The organism is Glutamicibacter soli, assembly GCF_003309065.1.
Lineage (GTDB): Bacteria > Actinomycetota > Actinomycetes > Actinomycetales > Micrococcaceae > Glutamicibacter > Glutamicibacter soli.
The window spans coordinates 620520-645653 of sequence record NZ_POAF01000002.1 but is presented as its reverse complement, the minus strand read 5'-3'; the positions used below and the strand labels follow the sequence as shown (position 1 = coordinate 645653).

General features: G+C 62.6%; 22 protein-coding genes, 1 tRNA gene and 2 riboswitches. Of the genes, 12 read left to right on the top strand and 11 right to left on the bottom strand.

Going from position 1 to position 25134, the window contains the following annotated elements; all coding sequences use genetic code 11:
* The first annotated feature begins 163 nt into the window (after positions 1–163).
* A complete protein-coding gene (locus tag C1H84_RS06495) occupies positions 164–1432 on the top strand; it encodes an LPXTG cell wall anchor domain-containing protein (RefSeq protein ID WP_047118279.1) in 1269 nt (422 codons plus the stop codon).
* Between the two features lie 108 nt (positions 1433–1540).
* On the opposite strand, the gene C1H84_RS06490 is transcribed toward C1H84_RS06495, so the two are convergent.
* The 4 genes from C1H84_RS06490 to C1H84_RS06475 all read right to left on the bottom strand — a co-directional run bounded on the left by C1H84_RS06490 (position 1541) and on the right by C1H84_RS06475 (position 4503).
* Positions 1541–1831 carry a WXG100 family type VII secretion target gene (locus C1H84_RS06490; RefSeq protein WP_053797380.1) on the bottom strand — a complete coding sequence of 97 codons (291 nt, stop codon included), beginning with the start codon at positions 1829–1831 and terminating at the stop codon, positions 1541–1543.
* A gap of 96 nt (positions 1832–1927) precedes the next feature.
* Entirely contained in the window at positions 1928–3478 is a 1551-nt protein-coding gene (locus tag C1H84_RS06485; RefSeq protein WP_113606891.1) for a sensor histidine kinase, read from the bottom strand.
* 40 nt (positions 3479–3518) lie between these two features.
* Positions 3519–4226, bottom strand: coding sequence for a response regulator transcription factor (locus C1H84_RS06480; RefSeq protein WP_047118282.1), 708 nt, complete (start codon positions 4224–4226; stop codon positions 3519–3521).
* A 58-nt stretch (positions 4227–4284) separates the two neighbouring features.
* Positions 4285–4503, bottom strand: coding sequence for a hypothetical protein (locus tag C1H84_RS06475; RefSeq protein ID WP_047118283.1), 219 nt, complete (start codon positions 4501–4503; stop codon positions 4285–4287).
* A gap of 251 nt (positions 4504–4754) precedes the next feature.
* Here C1H84_RS06475 and C1H84_RS06470 point away from each other — a divergent pair, with 251 nt between their 5' ends.
* Positions 4755–5138, top strand: a complete 384-nt coding sequence (locus tag C1H84_RS06470; RefSeq protein ID WP_047118284.1) for a cold-shock protein — start codon at positions 4755–4757, stop codon at positions 5136–5138.
* Positions 5139–5141: 3 nt separating this feature from the next.
* Entirely contained in the window at positions 5142–5756 is a 615-nt protein-coding gene (locus C1H84_RS06465; RefSeq protein ID WP_047118285.1) for a DUF3027 domain-containing protein, read from the top strand.
* Positions 5757–5836: 80 nt separating this feature from the next.
* Here the strand turns inward: C1H84_RS06465 and serC are convergent, their stop codons facing one another.
* The gene (gene serC / locus C1H84_RS06460; protein ID WP_113606890.1) at positions 5837–6958 is read right to left on the bottom strand and encodes a phosphoserine transaminase; all 1122 of its coding nucleotides are present in this window, start codon (positions 6956–6958) and stop codon (positions 5837–5839) included.
* Positions 6959–7213: 255 nt separating this feature from the next.
* On the opposite strand from serC, the gene C1H84_RS06455 reads away from it, so the two are divergent.
* The 4 genes from C1H84_RS06455 to C1H84_RS06440 all read left to right on the top strand — a co-directional run bounded on the left by C1H84_RS06455 (position 7214) and on the right by C1H84_RS06440 (position 11101).
* Positions 7214–7912, top strand: coding sequence for an iron-dependent transcriptional repressor DtxR (locus C1H84_RS06455; RefSeq protein ID WP_047118287.1), 699 nt, complete (start codon positions 7214–7216; stop codon positions 7910–7912).
* 76 nt (positions 7913–7988) lie between these two features.
* Positions 7989–8166, top strand: a riboswitch (cyclic di-AMP (ydaO/yuaA leader).
* A 2-nt stretch (positions 8167–8168) separates the two neighbouring features.
* Positions 8169–9194, top strand: coding sequence for a M23 family metallopeptidase (locus C1H84_RS06450; RefSeq protein ID WP_113606889.1), 1026 nt, complete (start codon positions 8169–8171; stop codon positions 9192–9194).
* Between the two features lie 130 nt (positions 9195–9324).
* Positions 9325–9489, top strand: a riboswitch (cyclic di-AMP (ydaO/yuaA leader).
* Positions 9490–9494: 5 nt separating this feature from the next.
* Positions 9495–10376, top strand: coding sequence for a C40 family peptidase (locus C1H84_RS06445; protein ID WP_047118288.1), 882 nt, complete (start codon positions 9495–9497; stop codon positions 10374–10376).
* 230 nt (positions 10377–10606) lie between these two features.
* Entirely contained in the window at positions 10607–11101 is a 495-nt protein-coding gene (locus C1H84_RS06440; protein WP_113606888.1) for an HNH endonuclease, read from the top strand.
* 30 nt (positions 11102–11131) lie between these two features.
* On the opposite strand, the gene C1H84_RS06435 is transcribed toward C1H84_RS06440, so the two are convergent.
* Positions 11132–11542, bottom strand: a complete 411-nt coding sequence (locus C1H84_RS06435) for an NUDIX hydrolase (protein ID WP_047118290.1) — start codon at positions 11540–11542, stop codon at positions 11132–11134.
* A 187-nt stretch (positions 11543–11729) separates the two neighbouring features.
* Between C1H84_RS06435 and C1H84_RS06430 the strand changes: the two genes are divergently transcribed.
* Positions 11730–12959 (top strand): ROK family transcriptional regulator, encoded by a 1230-nt coding sequence (locus C1H84_RS06430; RefSeq protein WP_047118291.1) that lies wholly within the window; start codon positions 11730–11732, stop codon positions 12957–12959.
* Between the two features lie 143 nt (positions 12960–13102).
* Here C1H84_RS06430 and C1H84_RS06425 read toward each other — a convergent pair.
* Positions 13103–13179 (bottom strand) — tRNA-Arg (locus tag C1H84_RS06425).
* A gap of 65 nt (positions 13180–13244) precedes the next feature.
* Positions 13245–13910 carry a hypothetical protein gene (locus C1H84_RS06420; protein ID WP_052772242.1) on the bottom strand — a complete coding sequence of 222 codons (666 nt, stop codon included), beginning with the start codon at positions 13908–13910 and terminating at the stop codon, positions 13245–13247.
* An 88-nt stretch (positions 13911–13998) separates the two neighbouring features.
* Between C1H84_RS06420 and pcrA the strand changes: the two genes are divergently transcribed.
* The 3 genes from pcrA (at position 13999) to sucD (ending at position 18714) form a co-directional block, all read left to right on the top strand.
* Positions 13999–16380 carry a DNA helicase PcrA gene (pcrA, locus tag C1H84_RS06415; protein ID WP_113606887.1) on the top strand — a complete coding sequence of 794 codons (2382 nt, stop codon included), beginning with the start codon at positions 13999–14001 and terminating at the stop codon, positions 16378–16380.
* Between the two features lie 242 nt (positions 16381–16622).
* Positions 16623–17795 carry an ADP-forming succinate--CoA ligase subunit beta gene (sucC, locus tag C1H84_RS06410; protein ID WP_047118294.1) on the top strand — a complete coding sequence of 391 codons (1173 nt, stop codon included), beginning with the start codon at positions 16623–16625 and terminating at the stop codon, positions 17793–17795.
* Between the two features lie 16 nt (positions 17796–17811).
* Positions 17812–18714 carry a succinate--CoA ligase subunit alpha gene (sucD, locus tag C1H84_RS06405; protein ID WP_047118295.1) on the top strand — a complete coding sequence of 301 codons (903 nt, stop codon included), beginning with the start codon at positions 17812–17814 and terminating at the stop codon, positions 18712–18714.
* Positions 18715–18898: 184 nt separating this feature from the next.
* Here sucD and C1H84_RS06400 read toward each other — a convergent pair whose 3' ends face one another.
* Positions 18899–19231 (bottom strand): hypothetical protein, encoded by a 333-nt coding sequence (locus tag C1H84_RS06400; protein ID WP_047118296.1) that lies wholly within the window; start codon positions 19229–19231, stop codon positions 18899–18901.
* A 113-nt stretch (positions 19232–19344) separates the two neighbouring features.
* On the bottom strand, positions 19345–22695 hold the full coding sequence (locus tag C1H84_RS06395; RefSeq protein ID WP_113606886.1) for a DEAD/DEAH box helicase: 3351 nt from the start codon (positions 22693–22695) through the stop codon (positions 19345–19347).
* An 87-nt stretch (positions 22696–22782) separates the two neighbouring features.
* Here C1H84_RS06395 and C1H84_RS06390 point away from each other — a divergent pair, with 87 nt between their 5' ends.
* Positions 22783–23961, top strand: coding sequence for an LOG family protein (locus C1H84_RS06390; RefSeq protein ID WP_113606885.1), 1179 nt, complete (start codon positions 22783–22785; stop codon positions 23959–23961).
* Between the two features lie 69 nt (positions 23962–24030).
* Here the strand turns inward: C1H84_RS06390 and C1H84_RS06385 are convergent, their stop codons facing one another.
* Positions 24031–25134, bottom strand: a complete 1104-nt coding sequence (locus tag C1H84_RS06385; RefSeq protein WP_047118298.1) for a VIT1/CCC1 transporter family protein — start codon at positions 25132–25134, stop codon at positions 24031–24033.

Genomic DNA, 25134 nt, shown 5'->3' with positions numbered 1-25134 from the left:
TCCCGTTGTAAGAGACGTGGAATTACTTGGCGGCGGTGCATTCTTCGGATAGGTTGTACTTTAATCATTCAGCACTTTCACAGGCCATAAATCTGTCATCACTGAAGCGGAACGCCTCGGCGTCCCGCAACTGCCTGTGACTTCTTTGGGGAATCGAGACACCATGTCGCCTAAGATCAATACCACCCTGCTTTCGGCAGCGGTTATTTCTGGACTTCTCGTCTCTGCCGCTCCGGCACAGGCTACCGAAACCACGGACGATGCCCTCCAGAGCATCACCGTTGCACAGCAGGAAACCCAGACCGAGCCGGCAGCGCCGGCGGCCATTGAGGCCCCCGTGCAGCAGCCTGCCGTCGAAACCCCTGTCGTGCCTGCGCCGCCAGTCGCCGAAGTGCCCACCGACAACGTGGAAGACATTGCAGTGGAAGCCCCGGCAGAGCAGACCGTCGTCCAGGAGTCGCAGGCCCCAGTCGAGGACAGCGTCGAGGAAACGGCTCCGGCTGCACCGGTGGAGGAGAATGCTTCAGTTGAGGATTCGGCTCCCGCGCAGGACCTAGCTGCCGGCACCGAGACCGGCGCGACCCAGCCAGCGGACGAGACCAGCTCCGCAACCGATGAGACGGTCGACTCCGACTACATCGAAGGAGTCGAATCGGACAAGGACTCTTTGGCATCGTTCCTCGAATCCGAGGCTGTCCAGCAGCTGTCGGACGAGTTCGGCGATCTCGACTCTGACATCTCCGAGGAGGAGCAGGCCTTCTGGGAAAAGGTTGATGCATTGCTGCCTGAGGGCAGCGAAGGCTGGGATGATGCCCAATGGGATGCCTTCTACGAAACCGAAGAAGGACAGCAGCTGCTGCAGCTGATCGAGGAAGAATTCGGTACCGAAGATCCGGAGATCTCCGACGAGGACCTGCAGTTCCTCGAAGAGATGATGGACCGTCTCCCCGCAGGCGCTGAAGAGTGGACCGATGAGCAGTGGGGCGAATTCTTCGCGACCGAAGATGGCCAGGAGTACCTAGCGCTCGTGTTGACCTATCTTTTGGATAGCGTCAGCAGCGAAGCGGAGCTTGAAGAGCTCCTGGAATCGATCTGGGCGGAGTTCCCCGGCGATCAGCAGTGGCTCGAAGATTTCCTGGCTTTCTACTTCGGTGAAGAAGCACCGGAGGGCGAGAAGCCCGAGGCGAAGCCCGAAGCCAAGCCTGAAGCAAAGCCATCCGAGAAGCCGGTAGAAATCAAGCCGGCAGGATCCATCGACAAGAAGCCGGAGAACACCGGCTCCGAATCGGCCAAGGGCGACGCGAAGCCGCAGGCCTCGGAGAACGAACTAGCTGATACCGGTTTCAACGGTGCGCTGCTGGCGGCTGCGGGCGCGGGTCTGCTGCTGATGCTGGCCGGAGCCGCCATGGTTCTGCGCCGCCGCAAGGCCTGAGCCTCGTAGCCAACGCATGGATGCTGGCCGCTGGATCATCTTCCCTGAAGCTGATCCAGCGGCCCGTTCTTTGTGGTTTTGGCGCTGTTTTCGCTGGGGATGCGCCGTTTAGTAGCGGAACAGCGAGGTATTGACCTGCTCGACTTCCTCGTACTGCGCCGAGGCATGATGCAACGCCGTGGCGATGTTGCCCAAGGCTTCTTCGATGCGCAGGTGGGTGCTTCGCCATTCGGCCACGATGGCCTGGAACGATGCGGCCGCCGAGCCATGCCATGTGCCCTGCAACTGGTCCAGATTCATCTGCATCGTGGCGACTTCTGAACGCAGGCGGTCGATGGTGCCCATAACCGCTTGGGACTTGGCCTGCATTTCGCCGGTGTTGGTGGAGAACGTGCTCATGATTCCTGCTCGCCTTTCATCGGATCGTGATGACCTAACGATAGGAGCTATGGCACCGAAGCGGAGTAAGCCGCAGGCCGGTTGTGGACAATGAGGCTACGACTCGTCGTGCTCCGGATGGAAGTCGAAGTCGTCGTCGCGCGGCTCGGGCATCGGAACGTAGGGCAGCGAGATGGCCATGGTGGCGCCGCCGCCTTCGGTTTCGCTCAGCGACACGGATCCGCCGTGCTGTTGGACAATGGCTGCGACAATTGCCAGCCCCAGGCCGGAACCGCCGGTTTCGCGTTGGCGCGAGGCATCCGAGCGGTAGAAGCGCTCGAAGATTCGCTTGGCGTCCTCTTCGGGAATGCCGTGGCCGTGGTCGCGGACCTCGAGTACTGCGTCGAGGGCACCGGCCACCAGCGAACGCACACCCACCGCGATCTCGATCGGGGTCCCTTCGGGGGTGTAGCGCAGGGCATTGGTCAGCAGGTTGGCGATGACCTGGCGGATGCGGGCGTCGTCTCCGACAGTGCTGGCGGGGCTGGGCTGGTTGCTGGACAGGCCCACCAAGTTGACCTTGCGGTCGGGCGCCCGCACCCGGGTGTCCTCCACGATGTCCTGTCCGAGCACCAGCAGGTCGACAGCCTGCTTCTCCATCGGGCGCTGCTCGTCCAGGCGCGCCAGCATCAGCAGGTCCTCAACGAGCTGCGCCATGCGCTTGGATTCGCTCTCAATGCGCCCCATCGCCGAATCGAGGGCTTCGGGGCTCGCCAGTCCGCCGTGGCGGTAGAACTCCGAGTAGCCCTGGATGGTGACCAGCGGGGTGCGCAGCTCGTGGGAGGCATCCTGAATGAAGCGCCGCATCTTCTGTTCGGAAGCTTCGCGGTCCTTGAAAGCCTTCTCGATCTGCGCCAGCATCGAATTCAGCGAGCGTGAGAGCCTGCCGACTTCCGTCTCCGCAGGATAGTCCGTCACGCGCTGGGTGAGGTCGCCGGCGGCGATCATGGACGCGGTGCGCTCGACCTTCGTCAGCGGTTTCAGCGACCGGGTGGTGAGGGCATAGGCGATCATGGACATGACCAGCGCGGCGAGCAAGCCGGTGGAGAGCACCAGCACCGCCGCCTGCTGCGCGGTGTTGTTGACGGTGCTCAGCGGGATCGCCAGGAACAGGTTCAGGCTGCTGCTCTTCAGCGGAATCACCATGGTCCGCCACCCGGCGGAGTTCGCCTGGATGCCCGGGATGGTCACCGGCTTGTTCGGCGTTTCCAGCAGCTTATCGATATTGGCCGGATTCAACAGCGGCGAATCCAAGGCCGTGCTCGGCGAAACCCGCGAGCGCGGCATGATGTAGACGATTTTCCCGTCTTTATCACGGATGTCGGCGTAGGAGCTGTTCAGCCCGAGCAGCGTCGGGTCGAAGTCCTTGAAGCCGTCGGGGTCCCCGGGGTTGTCCACCGAATACAGGTAGGCCTTGTTCAGACCAAGCCCCATCGTCGGTCCGGCGGCGACCAGCTGGTCATCGATCTGGTTGGTCATCGAGATCCGCAGCGTGTGGGCCGAGCCCACGGCCGTGGCTACGATGGCCAGGATCATCAGCCCGAACATCACTGTCACCAGTTTGGTGCGCAGCGTGGTGCGCCGCCAGAGGGAACGAATCGACTTCATAGGATGACTTTACAAGTCCCTTGCTCGTGGACGGACGCGGCTAGCGGCGGTCCGGGGTGCGCATCAGGTAGCCGACGCCGCGTTTGGTCTGGATCAGCGCAGGCCATTCGGGGCGGTCGACCTTGCGGCGCAGGTACGAGATATAGGACTCGACGATCGACGCGTCGCCGTTGAAGTCGTACTCCCACACGTGGTCCAGGATCTGCGACTTGGACAGCACGCGGTTCGGGTTCATCATCAGGTAGCGCAGGAGCTTGAACTCGGTGGGGGAGAGGTCGATGATCTCGCCGGCGCGGCGGACCTCGTGCGCGTCGTCGTCCAGCTCGAGGTCGGCGACCACGATGGTGGCGTTCTCTTCCTCTCCCGATGACGTGCGGCGCAGGACTGCGCGGATGCGTGCGACGACCTCGTCCAGGCTGAACGGCTTGGTGACATAGTCGTCGCCGCCCACGGTCAGGCCGGTGACCTTGTCCGAGGTGTCGTCACGTGCGGTGAGGAACAGGACCGGGAAATGGCGCCCCGCGGCGCGCAGCTTGCGGGTGATGGTGAATCCATCCATGTCCGGAAGCATCACGTCGAGCACTGCCAAGTCAGGTTCCTCGGCCTCAACCGCTGCCAGGGCGTCCCGGCCGTTGGCTGCGGAGACAACTTCGAAACCTGCGAAGCGCAGGGAAGTGGACAGCAACTCGCGGATATTCGGCTCGTCATCGACAACGAGAAGTTTTGCCTCTGGGGTTTTTGCACTCATGAAACCCAGTGTGCCTAAGAAGTCTGGGAGCTGCCTGTATGAATGCTGGGGTAGAAAATTAGTTGTTGCGACGCCGGATGACGTTGCCGATAACGACTGCAACGCCCAGCAGGAAGGCGACCGGAAGGCCCCAGACGCCCAGAATCATCAGGAAGGGCGGGATGCTGATTTCCTGGAAATAGAGCACCAGCGTCGCAGCCAATGCCAGGGTGGAAACTACGGCAACGCCGATGGCTAGACGCGAAACAACGGACAGGGTGACGGATAAGGTGCTCACCGTTCCTACTTTACCGTTGCCGTCCCGGAGGAGGGAGTCCCGAGTCAAAGAGCGCCCAAGGTGATTTTGTGTCCGGATGAATGACATAATCAAAGGTAAACGACTTGGTTCGACTCCGTGCGTCGAGCACCCGGGAAAAGAATTCGAAAAGCCCGGTGAAAGCTCCGCGGAAGCGAACACCTGAATATGCATGGTGCTGAGCAGGCCTCGGCCATGCAGCTACGCACGAGAAACGAACGAGGTATTACAGCATGCCTACCGGCAAGGTTAAGTGGTACGAGAAGTCCAAGGGCTTTGGATTCATTACCGCAGAAGACGGCAAAGAGATCTACGTCAACGCAGCGGCCCTGCCCGACGGCATGCATGAGCTGCGCCCGGGAACGCGCCTTGAGTTCGGTGTGGCCGAGGGCCGTCGCGGACCGCAGGCCTTGAGCCTCCGGGTGCTCGAAGCGGCCCCGTCGGTGGCTCGCGCCAAGCGCAAGAAGCCCGAAGCCGAGGCCGTCGTCATCGAGGACCTAATCAAATTGCTGGACAGCGTTTCGAATACCTTGCGCAATGGGCGCTATCCTGAACATGCATACGGCAAAAAGGTAGCTACCGTGCTGCGCGCGGTAGCCGACGATCTGGACGCATAAACAATGGCCCGTAAACCCAAGCTGGACACCCTCCTCGCTGAAGCGGTCGATACCGCGCGGCTATCCCTGGCTGAAATCGCCGGGGAATCCGAAATCGGCGAACACCTCGGCGTCACGGCCGAGGGTGAGCGACTTGTCACCCATAGATTTATCTCCCATAAAAAGGGATACCAAGGTTGGACATGGTTCGCGACACTCGCGCGGGTGCCACGGGCCAAGGCCAAAGATCTGACAGTGTGCGAGGTCGGGATCATTGCCGGCGAGGATTCACTGCTGGCTCCTGCCTGGGTGCCGTGGGCGGATCGTCTGGCCAAGGAGGAGATCGAAGCCGCAGAGGCCGAGCACAGCGCCGTTGAAGGCGAGCAGCCTACAGAGGCTGAGACCTCGGCGGCCGCGCAGGATGAGCAGGGTTCGGAGCAGCCGCAGGCAATTCCTGAGGGAGAAGCTGACGCCGTTCCTGCACAGGACGAGCTCGCGACCGACGAGGTTGCGGACGAGGAAGAGCTGCAGTCGGTCAAGTCACCGGCTCGACGCCAGGTCCGCCGTCGGCGCACTGCCCAGCGAACCGCCGCACGTCGCCGCGCCGCGCAACGCAACCGCGCACGCAAGGACGGCTAGCGCCGAAACAGGCATACAGCGAAGGGCTCGGACCATGTGGTCCGAGCCCTTCGCTGTTGTGGTGTCGTGCGTCGTGGGGACTAGAGCTGTTCGATCACGTAGTCGATGCAGTTCAGCAGTGCCTGGACGTCGCTCGGATCGATCGCGACGAAGGTTGCGATTCGCAGCTGGTTGCGGCCGAGCTTGCGGTAAGGCTCCACATCGACCACACCGTTGGCGCGAAGCGCCTTGGCGATGGCGGTGGCGTCGATCTTGTCGTCGAAGTCGACGGTGGAAATGACGTTGGAGCGGTGTTCCGGATTCGCCACGTACATCGCAGCGATGTCGGAGGCCTCGGCCCAGGCCTGGACCTTGGCCGCGGATTCGGCGGTGCGCTCAGCGGCCCAGGCGAGTCCGCCGTTGGCGTTGATCCATTTGATCTGGGAATCCAGCATGACCAGCGTGGTCAGTGCAGGGGTGTTGTAGGTCTGGTTCTTCAACGAGTTGTCCAGAGCGGTCTTCAGGTTCAGGAAGTCCGGGATCCACCGGTCGGTGGCGGCGATTTCCTCGATGCGCGCAATGGCCGCCGGGGAAACGAACGCGATCCACAGGCCGCCGTCGGCTGCGAAGTTCTTCTGCGGCGCGAAGTAGTAGACGTCGGTTTCGGCCAAGTCCACGGCCAATCCGCCGGCGCCGCTGGTGGCGTCGATGACCATCAGTGCGTCATCGTTGGCGCCAGCTACGCGCTTGACCGGGGCTGCAGCGCCGGTGGAGGTCTCGTTTTGAGGCCATGCATAGACATCGACGTCGGCTTCGGCGGCGGGAACAGGAACGCTGCCCGGCTCGCTGGTGATGATGGTCGAGGCAGCCAGGAACGGGGCCTTGTCCGTGGCTTTGGCGAATTTGGAGCCGAACTCGCCGAACGACAGGTGCTGCGCCTTGTTGCGCACCAGGGAGAAAGCGGCCGAATCCCAGAACGCGGTAGCGCCGCCGACACCCAGCAGAACTTCATAGCCCTCTGGCGCGTTGAACATTTCTTTCAGTCCGTTCTGGACCGATGCCACAAGGTTCTTGACCGGAGCCTGACGGTGCGAGGTGCCCAGGAGGGAATCCGCTGCCTCAACAATCGCCTGGACTTGCTCTGCGCGAACCTTGGACGGACCGGCGCCGAAACGACCGTCGGCTGGCAAAAGATTCTGTGGAATGGTGATGTCCGTGCTCATCGTGCTCCTCGATATAGCTATAGATTGAAGGGCTGAAAACCCGCTGTTCCGCGGCGCGGAATAAGGCGGGTGGGTTCAGGCGTTTCAGTACTATCTTCGCAAACCGTGAGCGTTTCAGAGAAAAACCGGACGGAGGGTTACGACATCCTCGGTGGCCGGCCCCGTAACGAATATGTCCAGCGCACCCAGTAGAGTGTGTAGTGACGTCTCATTATTTTTACGAACTTATTGTTGTGACTTCCAGGAGCGGCTGCCGTGTCTGACCTTATCGATACAACCGAGATGTACCTGCGTACCATTCTTGAACTGCAAGAAGAGGAAATCGTGGCCTTGCGCGCCCGAATCGCAGAGCGTCTGGGCCACTCAGGCCCGACTGTGTCGCAGACCGTAGCCCGGATGGAACGAGACGGCCTCGTCGTGGTTTCCACCGACCGCCATCTTGCCTTGACCCAGAAAGGTCACGAACTGGCAACGAGCGTCATGCGCAAGCACCGCCTTGCTGAACGACTGCTGGCAGACATGATCGGGCTCGACTGGGAGTACGTCCACGAAGAAGCCTGCCGCTGGGAGCACGTCATGAGCGAGCGCGTCGAGCGCCGGCTCTACGACTTGCTGGGGAAGCCGACGGTCTCTCCGTACGGCAACCCAATTCCGGGTTTGGAGGTCCTTGGCGGGCCAAAAGTGAGCGAAATCTCATCGGAAGTTCAGAACCTTGACCAGGCTCTTTTGGATGGAGTGGAAGGACCGCTGGCAATCGAGCGCCTCGCGGAACCTATCCAGACTGACCCGATCCTGCTGGGACAGCTGAATGAAGGCGGAATCCGCCCTGGGGCGATTGTCACCCTTGAGCGTGCTGAAGACTACATCGTCGTGCGCGTGCAGGGTGTAGAGGGCGCCTTGGAGCTTCCGGTAGAGGTCAGCAGCCATGTATTCGTCAAGTCCCACAAAAGATAACGAAATTGTAACTTTCCCTTTTGACGGGTAACGTTAGTACACGGTGCACGGGGTTAGACCCGCACCGGCCCATACATTGCGCGAACGCCTAGTATTGCCCTGCGCGCGGATGGGAAGTCAGTTTATGGGGCAATAGCGGGGGACCCACTTTCCGACGTTTACGTCTAGGGGTGAAGTCCTGCCAAAAGCAGGCCGGCTCATTCTCAGGAGCCGAATCCGACAGCTAACTTCGTAGGCGCTACATGAGAGGAATGTTTTGGTAGAAACCAAGACGACCGGCCGCCGCGCCGCCGTTGTTGAGCTGGATGTGATTGGCGAAATCGCAGCTGCCGCTACCGAGCGTGCGGGTGGACGCCGCGCATCGCGGGTGAGCGAATCGGTTGTTGCCATCGAGCCTGCAGCACCGGTGCATGCCAACTACGTAGGTCGCCGTTTCGAGGAACGCGCACGCTACGGCATCGCCCCTACCCGCCAGATGCTGGTGCTGGAAGATGCAGACAGCAATGTCATTGCTCTGCCGGGCGCAGTCGCTGCCCAGCCTGAATCCGCAGAGATCTCGAGCAATGTCGAGTTCATCTCGCAGCTGGACGCTGATACCAAAAAACCATCGCGACTTGGCTTTAGCCACAAAGTCGCTGCAGTTGCCGCAGTTTCGGGCCTGGCCCTTGCCGCTATCGCGCCACAGTTCTCGGGTTCGTCCAGCGACGACGTGGCCGTTGCCGCCGAACGCACCGCAACTTCCGCAGTCGTGGACGTCACCGCGCCAGGATCGGTTGGACTGGAAGTTGAACGCGCAGCGCTGACTTCCGAACTGAACCCTAATGTTGCGGGAGAAGAGAAGCTCTCCGAGGTTATGGCAGCCTCTGGCGGCAACGTCACTGCCATCAAGTCGACGTCCGGGTTGCTTGACCGCCCGGTGAAGTCGAACCGCATTACCTCGCCTTTTGGGCACCGCAATAACCCGACCGGCGCTGGCACCATGATCCATGGTGGTACAGATTACGGTGTGGCCTGCGGCACTGAGGTTTACGCCTCCGCTTCGGGTACCGTAACCGTCGCAGGGTGGGCCGGGCACTCCGGCAACCGGGTCATGGTGGACCATGGCGATGGACTGGAAACCGGTTACAGCCATAACACGAAGGTTCTGGTCAACGTGGGCGACAAGGTCAAGCGGGGAGATCTGATCGCGCTGAGCGGCACCACCGGCAACTCCACCGGTTGCCACGTGCACTTCGACGTCATAATCGACGGGCAGTTCAAAGACCCAGCCGGCTGGTTGTAACGTTCTTCGTCACCATTCCGTGACCTAAACGTGACATTTGGAAAATCATCCTATAGGCTTATATGCGTGCCAGGGGGATCTCCCTGAGCAACATTGCGTGAGAACCGAGCACTGCCAACACGCAATGTGCAGTTATAAACAACTCGTACGGCAGTGGCGGGGGAACCAATATCGGGTCGTTAGTTTGAACTAACAACCCTAGGGGTGAAGTGGAAGAGAAGGAAACTTCGAATCCACCGAGGTAACTCCACTTCGAACCCGACAGCTTACCTCGTAGGTATCAAGGAGAGGCTTTAAAAAGTGACCAAGCGTCAAACTCATGGACGTCGCCGCGCCGATGTGCCACGTACCAATTCTCTGGAAGCGATCTCGCAGGCTGTTGCATCGAACGCTGGCTCTGTAGGTCGTCAGGCAGCAGTCGTAGCTGCAGCTTCCGGTCTGATCATCACCTTGGGCGTGCCTGGCCAGGCAACTGCTCCACGCGACGTTTCCGCGGCTCCGGTTGACACCATCAACCCAGAGCGCGTGGCAGTCAAGGCTGTCAGCGTTGCCGCAGACAAGAAGTCTTCGGTTGATATCGAGCGCGCCAGCTTCACCGCCGACGAGAAGCCGGAGCCGGTTGTTATCGCAGTGGCCAACGAGGTCACCTCGACTTCGTCGAACGCCACGGCGCCGACCACCCGTTCCAACCAGTCGTCCTCCAGCAGCTCCTCGGACGACTTCGCTCCGGTGACCCGCCAGAACGTCAACAGCCAGTCGAACTCCACCCAGTCGAACTCCACCCAGTCGACCAGCACCAAGAAGAAGGCCAAGAGCAGCTCTTCGGTCAACACTTCGAACCTCTCAGGTATCGCGGCTACCGCTGCCAAGTACGTCGGCGTTCCATACGTATGGGGCGGCAACGGCCCATCGGGTTGGGACTGCTCGGGCTTCGTGAAGTACGTTTACGCACAGCACGGCATCAACATCGCCCGCGGCACCTCGGCAATCCTGGGTTCCGGCCAGTTCAAGCGCACCAGCAACCCTAAGCCGGGCGACTTGGTATTCCAGAACGGTGGCGGCCACGTAGGCATCTACCTGGGCGGCGGTCAGATGATCGGGGCACAGAACCCAACCGTGGACACCATGATCCACTCGGTGAGCCGTAACCCGCTGTACGGTTACTACACCCTGGCTCGCTAAGCCTAAAAACTTTCCATAAGCCGCCGAACGTGAAAGACGTTCGGCGGCTTATGCCTTTAACCAGGATGAACATCTGGGTCTTCGCAGATGAACTTCGCAGAATATCTTTCTTGAACCCTCACATAGCAGAGGGCTGATCCTTTAGGCTTGCGATAGAGCCTCTCCGTAGGGAACGCGAGCCCCACCAATGCCAGATGGCGGCTATCGGTTCAAGAAGGAAGTACTGCAAGATGCGAACACTGGTTTTGAATGCCGGCTACGAGCCCCTGGCCGTGGTGACCTTCCGTCGAGCCCTTTTGCTGGTGATGGCGGAGAAAGCCACTATCGTCCTGCAGGATGACTCGTCGCCCGTGCGCAGCGCTCACGGCGAGTTACCGCGGCCAACGGTAATCGTCTTAAAGCGCTATGTACGACGCCCCTACAGGGAGATGAATCATGTCACCCGTAGGGGCGTTCTCCGTAGGGACAGGTTTACCTGCGCATACTGCGGCAAGTCCGCCAATACCATCGACCATGTCATTCCCCGCAGCAGGGGCGGTCAGAATACCTGGGAGAACCTGGTAGCGGCCTGTCTGGCCTGCAACAGCCGCAAGGCCGACAAGATGCTCGCACAGCTCGGCTGGCAGCTCCGCGTCACCCCGCACCGCCCGCGCTATGGCGGGCATCTGGTCTCGGGGCTCAACCAGATCCACGATTCGTGGGATGTCTACCTCCAGGCGGGCTGACACCGCGCAACTGCAGGCGGGAGACCTCGACTAGGCCTTGGCGCGTTCAATTGCCGACGGGAGCACGTGCTCGCGCAGCAGCGGCGCGAGATCGTCACGCAGCAGCGCCTGCTTTGGATCGATCCAGAGCAGCTCTTCAAGCTCGGCCAACGGTTCGAGCTCGCCGCTGAAACGCCCCGAAAAAAGATGCGCGTGAATCGAGGTCGAAGCCTCGTTGGCGGCAGGGCCATGCCACTCGCCGCGGTACTCGAGCTCGTCCGGTGCGAACTCGACACCGAGCTCCTCTTTAATTTCTCTAATGACAGTTTGTAAAGGTGACTCGCCTTTCTCGGGTTTGCCGCCAGGCTGCATGAATTTGCTCGTCCCGCGTTTGCGGACCAGCAATATTTCTCCTTGGTTGTTGATTAAACAAGCGGCTGATATAGTCAATTTTTTCTTCATGAATTCACAATATCGCGTGTGCGAAGCCGTCGCAGGTGGTAACGTGCATAAGTGGATCTCCAACGTTTTTAGTTGTTGTTCGCCGTGGTCTTATTACTCGCAATTTTTTGACCGAGTGGGTGGTGGCAGGTGAAAGCCGAGGAACGGAAAGATCGATCCATCAAATTTATAGATCTATGGAGCATTAATGCGACGGGGTACCAACCTAGGGCGCTTGGGAGACTTCAACCAAGCCGTAATTCTTGAATCCATCCGCAGGGCACCGGATGGAATCAGCCGCGTCGAACTGGCAAGTTCGACGGGTCTGTCACCGCAGACCATTTCAAATGTTGTGCGTCGTCTTCTTGACGACGGCATCGTGCGCGAAGACCGCACCATCGTTTCCGGCCCGGGCAAGCCACGCACCGTGCTCGAGCTGGAAGGAAACCGTCTGGTTTCGATCGGTATCCATCTGGACCCCAGCATTCTGACCTTCGTGGCCATGAACCTGCGCGGCGAAGTCCTGCGCGAGCGCAGCATCGAAGTCCCGAACCTCGAAGTGGCTTCCGAAACCGTGCAGCTGATGGCGACCACCGTCAAGGAACTGATCGCAGAGATCCGTGTTCCGAAGAAGCATATTGTCGGAGTGGGCATTGCCGTGCCGGGTCCGGTGAACGTCGAGGAAGGCGTGGTTCTGAACCCGCCGCTGCTTGACGGCTGGGCCGACGTCGAACTCGTCAACCCGCTGCGCAAGCTCCTGCGCCTGCAGGTCATCATCGAAAAGGACACGATTGCCTCCGCAGTTGGGGAACTGTGGCAGTCGAAGGAAGAAAAGACCGACGACTTCGTCTTCGTGTACTGCGGCCACGGCTTCGGCGCCGGCATCGTCATCGATGGCGAAGTCCACCACGGTTCGAGCAACAACGCCGGCGAGATCGGGCATTACTCCACGGGCCACAAGTCCGTGTTCTGCGAAGAGTGCGGTGCAGATGACTGCCTGGCTTCCGGCACCTCCTACGAATTCATCGCGTCAAAGGCCAAGGAACGCGGCCTGGAACTACCGGCCTACGAAATCCTCGGCCCAGAACAGCGCGCAGAAGGCATGAACCGCCTCACCGAGCTGGCGCTGGAAGGCAATGCCGTGGCCAAGGAACTGGTCACCGAGACCATGGTCATGGCTGGCGAAGTCGCAGGCCAGCTGGCCAACGCCCTGGATGTCCGCGAGGTTGTCTTCGGCGGTCCGCAGTGGGACAAGGTCAGCGAGCTCGTCGGCGCAGACGTCGACGCAGCGGTCAAGCGCCGCTTCGGCTTGCGTACGGTGCACGACATCGACACCCGCACCTCCGCGCTGGGCGCCAACGTCGGCGCCGTCGGCGGCGCCTGCGTCGTCATGGACGCCTCGCTGTCGCCAAAGGCCACCGCTTTGCTGCTGCGCTAAGCGTTCGTCGCAGCTAGGCCGCCAAAGGGCGCGTTCCCCGTGGAACGCGCCCTTTGGCGCGTCCGGGAGCTGACGCCCGGACGCGGCAGACGAGAAAGGCGCTTCCGCACGATGAATATCGCGGGGAAGCGCCTTTCTCGTATTGGTGCCCCTGGCCGGAATCGAACCGACGGCCTACCCTTTAGGAGAGGGTCGCTCTATCCTACTGAGCTACAGAGGCTGGGCGTGAAAACACCAACAAGACTATCCTACTAGGTACTTGCTGTCGTGAACCACGCTGCCACGCTAGGAGCTCTGGTCGCGGACCTCGGCCATCTTGCGCTTCAACGACCGGTTGGCCCGGGACAGTCCGAGCCCGATGATCAACCCAGCGGTGATGATCAGCAACGCCCAACGAATCGTGGTGAGGATCGATGCGAACATGACCGCTCCGGCAGTCACCTCGTTGGCGGTGAACAGGGCATCGATAGCGAAGTTCTCCACGATATCCGCCACGGCGAACCCCAAGGGGGCGCACCACGCCAGCAACCGGGTCCGGCGGTTCGGAATCCAGCGGATGAACAGCAGCATGCTCATGGCGGCGGTGAACAGCGGGAAGAGCATGCCGGCGGTCTTGTGAACGTAGTTCAGCTGCCCCCGGGCGTCCTCGTCCATGGCGCTGCGCAGCGCTTCAATATCCTCCACCGTGTAGCCGAAGACCCGCTGGTCCGGCATGGACAGGTTGTTGCTGAGATCGGTCATCTGGCTCAACGCCATCCCGTGGAGATAGATAAACAGAAAAAGACTGATGGCCAATCCAGCGGAGATCAGCAGCATGGGATTGGATTTGTTCTCGTGGGAAGTGCTTTGGACGTTGTATTTGTTCAGCTTCCGGTCCAGAGCCTCACCCTGCTGTTCGACGAACTGGGAGGGTTTGCGGTATTCCTTGGACTTCCTGACCTTCTTTGCCATACCTTCCATTATGCCCGGTAGGCTGTGTCCCGGTTCGCTCGGCCGGCATCACGATACTGTCCAATGCGGCACGTAGACTGGCTACACCATGGATTTCCTTTTTGATGACTTCGCTCCTGAACCCACAGCTCGGGCTTTGCCGACCGCGGACGAACTGCTGGTAGGCATGAACCCGCAGCAGGAAGAGGCCGTGCGCTATGCAGGGGGCCCGCTGCTGATCATCGCCGGCGCCGGCTCGGGCAAGACGCGTGTGCTGACCCATCGAATTGCGTACCTGCTGGCAACGGGGCGTTCGCGCCCGCATGAAATCCTGGCCATTACCTTTACCAACAAGGCCGCCGCCGAAATGCGCGAACGCGCCGCCGAGCTCATCGGCGAGGACCAGGCGAAGAAGATGTGGATCTCCACGTTCCACTCGTCGTGCGTGCGCATCCTGCGCCGCGAAGCTGCCACCATCGGCTTGAAGTCGAACTTCTCGATCTACGACTCGGCGGATTCGCTGCGACTGATCACCCTGGTTTCCAAGGGGTTGGAGATCGACCCGAAGCGCTTCACGCCCAAGGCGATCGCGCACAAGATCTCCTCGTTGAAGAACGAGCTGATCGACGACGAGGACTACGCGGCCACCATCAACACGAACGACCCCTTCTCCCGGGCCGTCTCCGAGGTCTACCGCGGCTACACCCAGCGCCTGCGGGCGGCGAACGCGTTGGACTTCGACGACTTGATCGGCCAGGTCGTCTACATGTTCCGCGCGTTCCCGGCCGTGGCGGACAACTACCGCCGCCGCTTCCGCCATGTGCTGATCGACGAATACCAGGATACGAACCACGCCCAGTATTCGCTGGTTCGCGAACTCACCGGGCCCGACGGGAAGACCCCTCCGGGCGAACTGACAGTGGTGGGCGATTCGGACCAGTCCATCTACGCCTTCCGCGGCGCCGACATCCGGAACATCATCGAGTTCGAGAAGGACTACCCGAACGCGGCGACGATCAAGCTGGAGCAGAACTACCGTTCCACGCAGAACATCCTGACCGCTGCCAACGAGGTCATCAAGCTCAACCCGGACCGCAACGACAAGCGCCTGTGGACCGCCAGCGGCGACGGCGAGCAAATCGTCGGCTACGTGGGGGAGTCCGAGTCGGACGAAGCCCGCTGGATCGCCGAGGAGATCCTGCGGCTGAACGACGACGAAGACGTACGCCCCGGCGACATCGCCATCTTCTATCGCACCAATGCCCAGTCGCGCGCGCTTGAAGAGCAGCTGATGCGCGTCGATCTGAAATACCGGGTGGTCGGCGGAACGCGCTTCTACGACCGCAAGGAGATCAAGGATGCGTTGGCATACCTGCGCGCCCTGGTGAACCCGGAAGACGACATCAACGTCCGGCGCATCCTCAACGAGCCGAAACGCGGCATCGGCGACCGCGCCGAAGGCGCCGTCGCCGCGCTGGCGGAGCGCGAGCGCATCTCCTTCATGGAAGCGCTGCGCCGCTCGGACGAGGCTCCGGGCCTGGGCACCCGGGGCATCAAGATGACCGCGGCTTTCGTGGCGCTCATGGACGACCTGCAGATCGTGGCCGAAGGCTCGGGCCCGGCCGAAGCGCTGGAAGCAGTGCTTGAGCAGACCGGATACCTCGAAACCCTGCGTTCCTCCAGCGACCCGCAAGACGAGTCCCGGGTTGAGAACCTCGCGGAACTGGTCGCCGTCGTGCGCGACTACGTCAACGACGAACCGGAGGGCGGCCTGGCCGGATTCCTGGAACGGGTCGCGCTGGTGGCCGACGCAGACCAGATCCCGGAAGCCCCTAGCGATGACGAGGGCGCAGCCATGGCGGCACGCGAGGGCATGGTGACCTTGATGACCCTGCATACGGCCAAGGGCCTAGAATTCCCGGTCGTGTTCCTGACCGGCATGGAGCACGGAGTCTTCCCGCATCAGCGCTCCATGACCGATGAAAAGGAGCTGGCCGAAGAGCGCCGCCTGGCCTACGTGGGGCTGACCCGCGCCCGCGAGCGCCTCTACCTGACGCGTGCCGAGCAGCGAAGCCTCTGGGGACAGGCGCAGTACAACCCTGCCAGCCAGTTCCTGGAAGAGGTTCCCTCCCAGCTGATCGACTGGAAGCGCGAGGGATCGTCCTTCGGCCCGGGCCTGTCCTTCGGTTCCAGCTCGGTGAATTTCGCCACGAGCCGCTACGAGCGCGGAAGCCATTGGGGAGCAGGTTCGTCGGTGGCGAACAATACTGTCCGCGGACACAACGCCGCTCCGGTGTCGAAGCAGCGTGTGGTGCAGAACAAGGAGATCGTGATCCCTAAGGTCGGGCAGTCGGTCAAGCATACGGCCTTTGGCTTGGGCACAGTCGTCGCCTTGGAAGGCGCTGGCGACAAAACCGTGGCCAAGGTCCAATTCCCGGATTCCGAGAAACGACTTCTGCTTCGGTACGCGCCCCTCGAAATTGTCGAGTAGTCAATCCCATTGCGATATTGGCTTGGTCACAGCGATAGCCAATCGGTGAAATGCGCGGAATCTCTACAACTTGTAAAAGTGGGAAGATCGCGAAAGTAAGGATAGTCTGAGAAATGCGCACGGGCTAAGACGCCGTTTCGGCGTCTGTTTGGTTGCGGTGCGCTCTCTTTGGGTACGGCGCGGACACTGGTCCGTGACTGTGCCGCGAGTCAGCATGAACTTCGAACGAAGGACACAAACCCGTGGACCTGTATGAGTACCAGGCGCGCGATCTATTCGAGGCACACGGCGTACCCGTGCTTGCCGGTATCGTCGCTTACACCCCTGAAGAAGCCAAGGCAGCAGCTGAAAAGATCGGCGGCGTCGTAGTCGTTAAGGCTCAGGTCAAGGTTGGCGGCCGCGGCAAGGCTGGCGGCGTTAAGGTTGCCAAGACCGCAGACGAGGCTTTCGAGCACGCATCGAACATTCTCGGTATGGACATCAAGGGCCACACCGTGAACAAGGTCATGATCGCACAGGGTGCGGACATCGCCGAGGAATTCTACTTCTCCGTGCTGCTGGACCGCGCAAACCGCAACTACCTGGCCATGTGCTCCGTCGAGGGCGGCATGGAGATCGAGCAGCTGGCAGAGGAGCGCCCGGAGGCGCTGGCTCGCGTTGCAGTTGATCCGCTGGTCGGCATCGACGCCGAAAAGGCCGCCGAGATCGTCGCAGCTGCCGGTTTCGCCGAGGAACTGCGTGCCAAGGTCGAAGAGACCCTGCAGAAGCTGTGGACCGTCTTCAAGGAAGAGGATGCAACCCTCGTTGAGGTCAACCCACTGGTGAAGACCGGTGCAGGCGACATCGTCGCACTGGACGGCAAGGTCTCCCTGGATGACAACGCTTCCGAGGTCCGCCACCCGGCTCACGAAGAGCTCGAGGACAAGGGCGCAGCCGATCCGCTGGAGGCCAAGGCCAAGGCTGCAGGCCTGAACTACGTCAAGCTGGACGGCGAAGTGGGCATCATCGGCAACGGTGCAGGCCTGGTCATGTCGACCCTGGACGTCGTCGCCTACGCTGGCGAGAACCACGGTGACGTGAAGCCGGCGAACTTCCTGGACATCGGCGGCGGCGCCTCGGCTGAGGTCATGGCCAACGGCTTGGACGTCATCCTGAACGACCCGCAGGTCAAGTCCGTGTTCGTCAACGTCTTCGGCGGCATCACCGCTTGCGACGCAGTGGCCAACGGCATCGTCGGCGCGCTGAACACCCTGGGTGACGCAGCGAACAAGCCGCTGGTTGTCCGCCTGGACGGCAACAACGTTGAAGAAGGCCGCGCCATCCTGGCCGAAGCCAACCACCCACTGGTGACCCTGGCAGCAACCATGGACGAGGGCGCCGACAAGGCCGCCGAGCTCGCCAACGCAGCGAAGTAAGAGGGATAAGCGAACAATGAGCATTTACCTGAACAAGGACTCCAAGGTCATCGTCCAGGGCATCACCGGCGGCGAAGGCACCAAGCACACCGCCCTGATGCTCAAGGCCGGCACCAACATCGTCGGCGGCGTGAACGCACGCAAGGCCGGCACCACCGTGACCCACGGCGAGCAGGAGATCAAGGTCTACGGCACCGTGGCAGAGGCCAAGGCCGAGACCGGCGCTGACGTGTCGATCGTCTTCGTTCCGCCAAAGTTCACCAAGGATGCAGTGGTCGAGGCCATCGAGGCCGAGGTCGGCCTCGTTGTGGTCATCACCGAAGGCGTGCCGGTGCAGGACTCGGCTGAGTTCTGGGCCCTGGCCCAGTCCAAGGTCGACGCCGACGGCAACCAGATCACCCGCATCATTGGCCCTAACTGCCCAGGCATCATCACCCCGGGCGAGGCGCTGGTCGGCATCACCCCGAACAACATCACCGGCAAGGGCCCGATCGGCTTGGTCTCCAAGTCCGGCACCCTGACCTACCAGATGATGTACGAACTGCGCGACCTGGGCTTCTCCACCGCCATCGGCATCGGCGGCGACCCGGTCATCGGCACCACCCACATCGACGCCCTGGCTGCGTTCGAGGCGGATCCGGAAACCAAGGCCATCGTGATGATCGGCGAAATCGGCGGCGACGCCGAGGAGCGCGCAGCCGAATACATCAAGGCGAACGTCACCAAGCCGGTTGTCGGCTACGTGGCAGGCTTCACCGCCCCTGAGGGCAAGACCATGGGCCACGCAGGCGCCATCGTTTCCGGCTCGGCTGGCACTGCCCAGGCCAAGAAGGAAGCACTGGAAGCTGCCGGCGTGAAGGTGGGCAAGACTCCTTCGGAGACCGCACGCCTGCTGCGCGAAGTTTTCGCAGCCCTCTAAGCGAGGCTTCGAAGCCCGGATAACCCGGGTGAGAGCGTAATGGCCGCCTGTGCCACGGGATTGCCGTGGCGCAGGCGGCCATTTTCCGTCTCCACGGCGTTGTGGCGACGGATCAAAGATTTGGGAAACAGCCCCAAGCCGGGTCTGGGATGCCGGCCCGGGGGTAATGCGGTGCGCGGGGAGCTTAGCCCCGCAGGCCGGTCGCGGCCTCGGTGTCCACCCTCAGGAATGAGGATCCAATGACCGCGAAGGCGCCCGGAATCAACAGCATCCGGTGCTTCGGGTTGTAGAAAATCTCATCCAGCGGAGAAGCTAGGACCTTCCGGATTTTTTCCAGAAGCCGGTCGTTCTCCAGGAGCAGGCGCTCCTGCTCGGTTTCAATCACCACACGATCTGCTTCCGTCGTCACCGAAGCGTTCATCCAGTCGTCGCTCGGTGTACTCAGAGTCTCCGATTTGATCAGGGACACGGTTATAACCGCCTTCATCTTGCGCTGCCCCCTGAAGAAGACCTCCATGGGGGTGCCCTACTTGTGCGTCCGGTGTGGCGTAACGCACATGAGGTGGCATATTGAATATATCGCGTCTTGCTGGTAAGCGCCTGCTAAACCACGAAGAGTTAATCAACCTGTTACTCGAGCAGGCCCCGGATGTCCTGCGCGGTCAGTGCCTTGGAGAAGCCATCGGCCTCGTCCATGACGGTGTTGATCAGCTTCCGCTTGGAATCCTGCAGGGCCACGACCTTCTCCTCGATGGTCCCCTTGGAGATCATGCGGTAGACCATCACTTGGCGCGTCTGGCCGATGCGGTGGGTACGGTCGATCGCCTGGGCCTCCACGGCGGGGTTCCACCACGGGTCAAGCAGGAAGCAGTAGTCGGCCTCGGTCAGGTTCAGCCCGAAACCGCCGGCCTTCAGCGAAATCAGGAACAGCGGAGCTTCGCCCTCCTTGAACTGCTCGATCACCTCGGCGCGGTTGCGGGTGCTGCCGTCCAGGTAGACGAACTTGATCCCGCGTGCGGTCAGCTTCCCGGCCAGCACCTTCAGGTAGGAGGTGAACTGGCTGAACACCAGGGCGCGGTGGCCCTCGTTCAGCACGTCGTCGAGCTGGTCGAATAGCGCCTCGAGCTTGGATCCGGGCACCTCGGCCAGCTCCGGGTCCACCAGCGAGGGCTCCAGCGCGAGCATGCGCAGGTGCGTGAGCGACTGGAAGATGGTGAAGCGGTTCTTGTCCAGGTCCTCGACCAGGTGCAGGATCTTCTGGCGTTCGCGGTTCAGGTGGGTGTCGTAGATGTGCTGGTGCTCGTCGGACAGGCGCACCAGCACCTGCTGCTCCTGCTTGGCCGGCAGGTCCAGCACCACGGATTCCTTGGTGCGGCGCAGCATGAACGGCTTCACGCGGCGCTGCAGCAGGGCCAGGGTGTCCTTGTCGCCCAGCACCTCGATGGGGCGGGCGAACTGCCGGTTGAAGCGGCTGACGTTCATGAACAGCGACGGGGAGGTCAGCGACAGCAGCGCGCCGAGCTCGGAGAGGTTGTTCTCCATCGGGGTGCCGGTCACCGCCAGCTTGAAGCTGGTCTGCAGGTTCACCGCGGTGCGGTGGGCCTTGGTCGAGCGGTTCTTCACGAACTGGGCCTCGTCCAGGATCAGCCCGGCGAAGCGCTGGGACTCGTAGATCTCGTCGTTCAGGCGCAGCAGCGTGTAGGTCGTGAGCACCACGTCGTAGCCTTCGGCCAGGTCGCGCAGCTGACGGGCGTCGCCCAGCGTGGAATCGATGCTGATAACGCGCAGGCTCGGCGCGAAGCGGCGGACCTCCATCTCCCAGTTAGAGACCACGGAGCTCGGGGCGACCACCAAAAACGGTGCGCGCACCCGCTGGGCCGGCGGCAGCTCGGCGCAGGCCTCGGGGTCCTCCCACAGCTGGTGGGCGTGCAGGACCAGGGCAATGGTCTGCAGGGTCTTGCCCAGGCCCATGTCATCGGCCAGGATGCCGCCGAAGCCGCCCTGGTAGAGGCGAGCCAGCCAGCGGAAGCCGTCGACCTGGTAGGGGCGCAGGGTGGCCTGTAGGGTGTCCGGCACGGAGGCCTGGCCGCCTTCGGCGACGCGCAGCAGCGAACGCATGCGCCCGATGAACAGGTCGGCTCCGTCGATTCCCTCGGCCAGCTCGTCCAGTTCCTCGAACAATGAGATCTGGAAGACCGAGAGCTTCAGGTCGGCGTCCTTCGGCTTGTCATTCAGCGCCTGGGCCTCGTCCACCAGCGCCTTGAGCTTGGCGAAGATCGGCTGGTCCAGGGAGAACCACGAGTTGTCCGGCAGCTTCAGCTTCATGGCGCCATTGGTCATCGCCTTCACGATGTCCGCGAAGGGCACCTCATGGGAGCCGACGGAGATCAGCAGGCCCAGATCCAGCCAGTCGTTGCGTTCGTGGTCCACTGCGTTGATCTTCAGCTTGGGCAGCTCGCGCAGCTGGCGGTAGACCGGGCGCGGCCCGGTTTCCTCCAGCTTGACGGTCTTCAGCGCGCCCAGGGCGGGAACCAGGTCGGAGACGAAGGCGATCATCTGCTCGCCGGAGTAGAACTTGGGGGACAAGTCGGGGTTGCCGACACCCATGACCTGCTCGAAGACCTCGTTGACCGCTGCGCGCAGGAAACTCTCCGCCTCCGCGTCGTGGGGCTTGTGCTCGTCGTCCACCCCCGGGTAGCTGATGGAGAAGTCCAGGGTGGCCGATTCCTTGGAGCCTTCCTCGGTCTGCTCCACCTTGTAGTCGACCTTGGCGCGGACGAACGGGGGCTTCAGCTCAGGGAAAACCAGGGCCTCGGAGATGCTGCGCACGCCGAAGGTGCGGGCCATGCGCGGATACTCCGTATCGAAGAACAGCTGGTGGTCGGCTGCCGGAATCTGGAGCCGCTGGTGCGAGTCGTACCAGTTCAGCTGCTTGTCTGAGAGGCGGTCCAGGCTCGGGGCGATCAGGATCTGCTCAGGGTCCTCAAGCTGGACGTAGAAGCCGTGGTCGCCGATGGTGCCGGCGGGGCTGTAGTCCTCCAGCGTCAGGTCGTGGCCGGCGGCATGCAGGATGCCGTGCACCTGCAGGTTGTCCTCGTCATCGAGGTCCGCGACCATTTCGGTCCAGGATTGCCCGCCGACCAGGACCGACAGGTCGTTGCGGGTGCCGATCAGCTCGATGCCCAGTTCATGGGCTTCATCGAGCAGCGGCCAGAGCAGGTTCGAGGAGTACTCGTCCAGGAACAGCCAGTCCTCGTCGGTCTTGAAGTTGGTCTGGGTGTTGCTGCGGGCCATCGCCGCGAACCTGCAGAACCAGTGGTGCTGCGCGCGCAGCAGGTTCCAGCCGAAGGTCTTGAAGCCAATGGTGGTCCAGCGCAGCTGGCCGCGCACCCAACGGCCCTCGGAGTTGCGCACCATGGGGCGCACGCCCAGGCGGAAGCGGCGGTTGCGGTGGGTGGCGTGCGGCAGCTTGCCGGTCGGCATCCATTGCTGCTGCTGGGTGGTGTTCTTGGCGTCGAAAAGCAGGAACTGCAGCGCCATCGGCACCACCGGGTCGTTGGGGGAGCCGACCAGCCCGTCGCTGGGGCGCGGCTCGCGTTCGGCGTACCAGGTGTCTGCCTGCTTGGACCAGGTGGTGACGACCTTCTCCTCCATCTTGGTGGCCACCTTGGCCAGCCCGGAGAGCTTGTTGGAGGTCAGCACCAGGGCCGCGATGTGCGGGCAGATGCCGGGGGTGTCGCAGCTGCATTCGCCGGAGTCGATTTCCCAGCCGGCGGCGCCGCGGCGCAGCTGGACCATGGGCGAAAAGTCCTCGCCGCCGGCAAACACGGTGCCTTCGATCTGCCCCGATGACTCATCGAATTCAACATCGACCACGGCATTGGCTTCGTCGGCGAGTTTCTTGCCGTGGAAGAAGGGAACATTGCCCAAGAACGCCAGCAGGTGCCTTGCGTCGATGGTCGGTGGAACAGCATTAGTCATCCGCTAATCGTTTCACGTTCTGGCCCGTCGTGAAAGTTGAGAGCCCCCTACTGTGAATAATCCCTAACTGTCACGTAGCGTGGAGCCATGTCCCAAGTCTGGCCGTATCTTCCGGCGCGCGCCGTCAACATCACCTCACTGGCGGAATTCGACCGCTTGGCGGCCGAAGCGCTGGGTTTCCAGCGCTCCCGCGGCCGCAGCTGGCGGGTGCACCGGGTGGATCTGCGCGGGCGCGATACGGTGCTCGCCGCGCTGGACCTGGCCGAGGCGCTGTTCATCGACTGCCAGTTCAGTGAAGCCGGCCGCGCCTTGGTCCAGGGCACCGGCGGGTTGTGCATGGACTCGGGGGAGCAGCTGCCCTTCCGCACCAGCGACCGCGGGCTGTACACCCCCGAGGAACTGTACGAGGGAATCAGCACGCAGACCTATGAGCATGTGCCGGACGCGCGGATCTACACCTACTCGCAGCAGCACGGTCCGCGCCAGCTGCTGAGCGACGACCAGGCGATGGCATCGACGCTGCACGACCACCACGTGGGGCAGGCGCTGATCTCCGAGGTCTACGACGGCGCCTTCAAGGACACCCCGATCATCGGAGTCATGGGCGGGCACGCCCTGAGCCGAGGCACCGAGCAGTACGCGCAGGCGCTGGACCTCGGGGCGCGGCTGACCCGCGCCGGATACGCCGTGGCCACCGGCGGGGGACCGGGAGCCATGGAAGCGGCGAACGCCGGTGCCTGGCTGGCCGACCGCGGGCGGGAGGAGATCTCCACGGCCCTGCAGATGCTGGCGGCGGAACCGGACGCGATCCACCGGCGCACCGGCTGGGCGCGCACCGCGCTCGCCGTGAAGGCCCGCTTTCCCTCGGAACGCACCTCGCTGGGGGTTCCGACCTGGTTCTTCGGGCACGAACCGCCGAACCTGTTCGCCACGCACATCGCCAAGTTCTTCGCCAACGCGACCCGCGAGGCGCTGCTGCTGGAGCAATCCAACGGCGGGATCGTGGTGCTGCCCGGTTCCGCCGGCACGGTGCAGGAAATCTTCCAGGACGCCTGCGAGAACTACTACGCCACCGGGGCCAGGGTGGTGCCGCTGGTGTTGGTCGGCCGCGAGCATTGGACCCGCACACTGCCGGCTTGGCAGCTGCTCAAGGCGCTGGCCGCCGAGCAGATCATGGAGGACAAGATCGCCCTGGTCGATTCGGTGGCCGAAGCGGTGGAATTCATCGGCGGCATGCAGTCGCTGCGCCGGCGCACCAGATTCTGAGAACGGCAACGGCCGCCGCCTGGTGAAGCAGGCGGCGGCCGTGGGAATGGCTCATCGAGCCGGCGGGGCTCAGGCCACGTTGGTGCCGAACAGCAAGCCGAGGCAGTAGGTGACTGCGGCGGCGCCCCAGCCGATGGCCAGCTGGCGCAGGCCGCGCTTCATCGGCGAGGCCCCGGACAGCAGCCCGACAATGCCGCCGGTGATCATCAGCGCGGCGCCGACCAGCAGCACCGAGGTGATGATCGCAGCCAGGCCTGACATGCCGAAGATGTAGGGAAGGATCGGGATGACCGCTCCGGAAGCGAACAGGCAGAAGGAGGTCGCCGCGGCGCCGGTAGCCGAGCCCAGTTCCTCGTGCTCGTTCGCCAGCTCTTCGGCCCGGGCTTCCGGGTTCAGCGAGAAGGACGGGTTGCAGTCGCAGGTGAACAAGCCCATGCGTTCTGCAGCGCGGTGCTCGGCATCCTCGTCGGTCATGCCGCGGGCCTTGTAGATGAGCACCAGTTCGTTGGCGTCCAAATCCAGGTCAGGGGCGGCGGTGAGCGTCACCTGAGTGGGACGCGAAGCCGTGAGCAGCTCGCGCTGCGAACGCACGGAGACGTATTCGCCGGCGGCCATGGACAGCGCGCCGGCCAGCAGGCCGGCGATGCCGGAGAACAGCACCAGTCCGGAGGAAACACCGGTCGCTCCGATGCCCATGACTAGGGCCAGGTTGGAGACCAGGCCGTCGTTGGCGCCGAAGACCGCGGCGCGGAAGTTGCCCGACAGCTGCGCGCGGCCCGCGGTGGCCAGGGCGCGGACGACTTCCTCGTGGACCTGCTCGTCGGCGGCCATCTGCGGCGACGCGTCGGCATCGGTCGCGTAGGGGGTGCTGCTTTCGGCCCGCTGCGCCAGCGCGAGCACGAACACCGAGCCGAAGCTCAGGGCGAGGAAACGCAGGAAGCTGCGACGCAGCGAGGGACGCACCGGGCGGGCATGCGCCCCGAGCTTGGTGCGCCAGTATTCCTCATGGCGTTCTTCCGCCGCGGCCAGTCCCAGCAGGATCTGCTTTTCCTGTCCGGTCTTCTTCTGGGCCAGCGCGCGGTAGATGGCGCCTTCGGCGACCTCGTCCGCAACGTACTTGCGCCAGCGGCGGATCTGGGCGGGGGTGGGCTCAGTCGTGGGGCTGTGTGACAT